Source organism: Neoalteromonas flava (genome assembly GCF_002807685.1).
Lineage (GTDB): Bacteria > Pseudomonadota > Gammaproteobacteria > Enterobacterales > Alteromonadaceae > Alteromonas_E > Alteromonas_E flava.
Genome location: NZ_PEAX01000011.1, coordinates 1 through 3,674, shown reverse-complemented (window position 1 = coordinate 3,674; position 3,674 = coordinate 1). Strand labels below are relative to the sequence as shown.

Annotated in this window: 6 protein-coding genes; all 6 read left to right on the top strand. The window is 41.2% G+C overall.

Annotated features, from left to right (window positions below):
• Positions 1 to 254 precede the first annotated feature (254 nt).
• The 6 genes from CSH92_RS16685 (at position 255) to CSH92_RS17430 (ending at position 3,476) form a co-directional block, all read left to right on the top strand.
• Positions 255 to 518, top strand: a complete 264-nt coding sequence (locus CSH92_RS16685; RefSeq protein ID WP_100658788.1) for a hypothetical protein — start codon at positions 255 to 257, stop codon at positions 516 to 518.
• 125 nt (positions 519 to 643) lie between these two features.
• A complete protein-coding gene (locus CSH92_RS16680; protein ID WP_100658787.1) occupies positions 644 to 982 on the top strand; it encodes a hypothetical protein in 339 nt (112 codons plus the stop codon).
• A 143-nt stretch (positions 983 to 1,125) separates the two neighbouring features.
• Positions 1,126 to 1,659, top strand: coding sequence for a hypothetical protein (locus tag CSH92_RS16675; RefSeq protein WP_100658786.1), 534 nt, complete (start codon positions 1,126 to 1,128; stop codon positions 1,657 to 1,659).
• A 128-nt stretch (positions 1,660 to 1,787) separates the two neighbouring features.
• Positions 1,788 to 2,159 (top strand): hypothetical protein, encoded by a 372-nt coding sequence (locus CSH92_RS16670; RefSeq protein WP_100658785.1) that lies wholly within the window; start codon positions 1,788 to 1,790, stop codon positions 2,157 to 2,159.
• Positions 2,160 to 2,775: 616 nt separating this feature from the next.
• Positions 2,776 to 3,096, top strand: coding sequence for a hypothetical protein (locus CSH92_RS16660; RefSeq protein WP_124916992.1), 321 nt, complete (start codon positions 2,776 to 2,778; stop codon positions 3,094 to 3,096).
• A 113-nt stretch (positions 3,097 to 3,209) separates the two neighbouring features.
• Positions 3,210 to 3,476 carry an excalibur calcium-binding domain-containing protein gene (locus tag CSH92_RS17430; RefSeq protein ID WP_100658782.1) on the top strand — a complete coding sequence of 89 codons (267 nt, stop codon included), beginning with the start codon at positions 3,210 to 3,212 and terminating at the stop codon, positions 3,474 to 3,476.
• Positions 3,477 to 3,674 lie beyond the last annotated feature (198 nt).

Sequence of the window (3,674 nt, the reverse complement as noted above, 5' to 3'; positions counted from 1 at the left end):
TAGAGGGTTCAAGTGGCTATTCTTAGGGATATTTACTTGGTTGGTTTGCGTTTTGTCTTTGTTATTTATTGGGGGTAACCTTGCTCTTTAGCGGCGACGTCACCTAACAAGCCCATTAAAGCGCTGCGCTGGGACACTTACCTGTAGGCTCCCTTCGCTTCGCTCCGTATTTTAGCCTACAGGTAATTGCCCCTTATGGGGGTGTTATATGCCTTTCGGTATCCAGCGTATTATTACTTGCTGAGGTAGTGCCAATGAATCATCAAAATGAACAGAAAAGTTATTTGGTGCAGCTAATTCTCAACATCATTTTCGGGCCTCTGGGTTTGTTTTACTCTAGTAAACTGTACGGAATAGTATTCTCAATCACCATTCTCCCAACAATCATGGTGTTTGGTTTCGGTATCATCGTAGGTTGGCCTATTTCTATTATTGTCGGCATCGCAGCAGTAAGTGATTACAATAGGCAGCGCAGTTTAAATCGGCTAGAGTACAAAAGTGTTAAGTCAGGGACTTGAGGTTGCGGCATATAACAAAAAAATCATGTCGCCCGCAGGCGGGCTGGGACACAAACAGCCAGGCGGCTTCGCCATTATAGCCTGTCTGTATGTGCCCCATATTTAGGCGTTAGGTACTTCAAGGAATGCCGAAAATCAAAGGTTCAAATTTATATTTCATACTCGTTTTGATGGCAAGTATGCTTCTCGTTGGTGCAGGCGCTTTAGGACTGTATTTAAATGAATCTAAACTTGAAAACCTAAAACAAAACGAAATTCTCTTAGAACTCAGGGACAAAGTTTCAAGCGGAGAATTAGAAGTGGGTGAAGGCCTTGGGCTTGTCTTAGTTCAAGGAATTGAGGATGCTCATGTTGATGCAGCAAACTTTCTCAACGATGTTTTTATAGTTGGTATATGTATTGGTTTATTTCTAATGCTCATCTCAATTATTTTTAGTCTAACCACAAAAAGTACAGTGGATTAAATATGCACGTACCTAACAAAAAAATCATGTCGCCCGCAGGCGGGCTGGGACACAAACAAGCAGGCGGCTCCGCCATTATAGCCTGCCTGTTTGTGCCCCATATTTAGGTGTTAGGCACTATCACTAAACATCGAGAAAATTTTATGGGAAATTACGCCAGTAAGAAAAAAGGCAAAAGATATAAAATTGCAGGGACTGCCATTCTTCTTTTTGCATTCAGTACTCAGCAATTCTTAGTAAACAAGTACGTTGGAAAAATGGAAGGCTATTTTAAGGGATATCTTTCTTATAGCGCAGCCTATAATTCAGCATTACTTTATGAAAATCTTTTTTTTACTCAAGCTTTGGCAACGGATGTAGCGGATGGGGAAATATTAAAGAAAGCGGCAATGGACAACATAGCTGGTTTCTCGGTACAGCTTATATCAACTGAGCTGCCTTTAAGCAGTAAACAGGAAATCATCCAGGCTATTTTTGATTCTGCTAATAATGTTTCAAGCCTTGAAACATATAATGAATACAAAACTTTATTAAACTCAATTGAATCCCAGTACAAAGACGAATTAGAACAAGAGTATATTGACATAAGTTGGTTTAAAGACTTCTCATCAATGATATATCTAATTTTGTATTTTATAGGCTCCAGTCTCCTTATTTATGCTATGAGGTATGAGTAGTGCCTAACAAAGGCATTAAATCGCTCGCAGGCTCGCTGGGACGCTAACACATGGGCTGCGTCACTTCGTTCCGATTTTAGCCCATGTGTTATCGCCCTTTATGCGGGTGTTAGCTGCCAAGAGGATTCATGGAAGATTACTCTCCGAACAAAATTTCTAAATCGACCCAAATTTTTAATATCGTTTGGGCACTGTTTCTAATTGCTGTGTGTCTCTATGGCGTCACTAATGAAGCTTTGGTGTATCCCGGCGTAAGAGGCTCTGGCCCTATAGAATTAACGGGCATGCCTCTGCTGCTCTTCTGCGTTGCATTGGTCTCGGGCGCTATTAACGCTTTGCTAACCGTAATTGACCACTACGATAAAAGAGATAACGAAAGAAGCTATAAGCAAATGTCAATATATCTAAACGTCCTAAGTATATTTGCAATCACCTTGGCTTTTGGATATCAATTCGTTATTAACCAAGAATCATCGGTAGTTATTGGCAATGTCAGCTAACAATCGCATTAAAACTCGCTGCGCTCGCGCGGACATCTACCTGTGGGCTCGCGCTACGCGCAATTTTAGCCCACAGCTAGCTGCCCTTTATGCGGGGCGTTAGGTTCTATGGAAACTCTGGAGCACTTAAAGAGAAAAAATCAGCTACATAACAAATTGGTAGCGGCTGAACGCAATTCAATGATTCCGATAGTCATAAACTTTCTCTTTGTTATTGTCTTGATAGAGTTCGAAATAATTGAAATGTTTTCCAGCGGCTTAAGTCTCGCTGTTGTATTCACGATTCTCTTTTTATACCTCGTTTATAACATTATGATTCTCACTTTTTGTGCATACTATTTTAAGAACCTACTACTTAGATGCACTGCTTTGGTAGTTATTCATCTAGGCCTTATTTATCTTTGGATCGTTCAAGGCGACAAGTGGAGTGTTGCTTATATGCTGGGTTTGTTTTTAGTGGTAATGACTTTTAAATCACTGTATGAAATATCTATGAGAAAAACCTAACAAGCCCATTAACGCGCTGCGCTGGGACACTTACCTGTAGGCTCCCTTCGCTTCGCTCCGTATTTTAGCCTACAGGTAATTGCCCCTTATGGGGGTGTTATGTTTGCCGATGAAATTAACACTTTTAGTTTTATTCCTTGCATTGCTGACAGCCTGCGGCAACCTACCAGGAGAGAACGTAATAATTGTTTCTGGTACTGTCGGCAGTAAATGCACTTTAAAGGTAAGACCTACTGATGCTAAAGACTATTCCTACCAATTTAGGGAAATAGAAGGGAAATTCTCCGTAGACTACACAGTTGCAAATGCAGCAAATACATATGAAGTTACCGTTCTATGTGCTGGCAATACTGTTTTATACAAAACAATCCAGTACCCAAGCCAAGTCGAAATGTTTAATCTAGGTAGTATCGGCAGCACGCAAACATAACAAACCAAGTCAGCGGGACAATTACATGCAGGCTCCCGTCACTTCGTTCCGTATTTTAGCCTGCATGTACTTGCCCCTGCTTGGGGCGTTAGGTACTCAAGGAGGAATACTAAATGCTGAAGAAGTTCTTAATTCTCTGTATCGTTGCGGTAGCTGTAATTACTTACTCAAAAAGCAAACAAAATGCAGCAAAATTACAGTCTCCAACGCCCCCAAAAGAGGCATTCATTAAGCCCAGCCCCTCGTCATTCAGCTGTGACGGTAGACAATATTGTAGTCAAATGACATCTTATGAAGAAGCTAAATTCTTTCTAGAAAATTGCCCAAATACAAAAATGGATGGTGACAATGATGGAATACCTTGTGAAAGGCAGTTTTAGCAACGTACCTAACAAACGCATCAAAACTCGCTTCGCTCGCGCGGACATCTACCTGTGGGCTCGCGCTGCACGCGATTTTAGCCCACAGCTAGCTGCCCTTTATGCGGGGCGTTAGGAGCCTAGTGTTTTATTTATGGAAAAAGCCCTAATAACCCTGCCCCTCAGAATCATATGTCTATTTTTAGGCGTTTATTTAGC

Bases quoted from the DNA above. Each gene is read 5' to 3' on its own strand.
- CSH92_RS17430 (WP_100658782.1), top strand. From the start codon at position 3,210: ATGCTGAAGAAGTTCTTAATTCTCTGTATCGTTGCGGTAGCTGTAATT.
- CSH92_RS16680 (WP_100658787.1), top strand. From the start codon at position 644: ATGCCGAAAATCAAAGGTTCAAATTTATATTTCATACTCGTTTTGATG.
- CSH92_RS16670 (WP_100658785.1), top strand. From the start codon at position 1,788: ATGGAAGATTACTCTCCGAACAAAATTTCTAAATCGACCCAAATTTTT.
- CSH92_RS16685 (WP_100658788.1), top strand. From the start codon at position 255: ATGAATCATCAAAATGAACAGAAAAGTTATTTGGTGCAGCTAATTCTC.
- CSH92_RS16675 (WP_100658786.1), top strand. From the start codon at position 1,126: ATGGGAAATTACGCCAGTAAGAAAAAAGGCAAAAGATATAAAATTGCA.
- CSH92_RS16660 (WP_124916992.1), top strand. From the start codon at position 2,776: ATGAAATTAACACTTTTAGTTTTATTCCTTGCATTGCTGACAGCCTGC.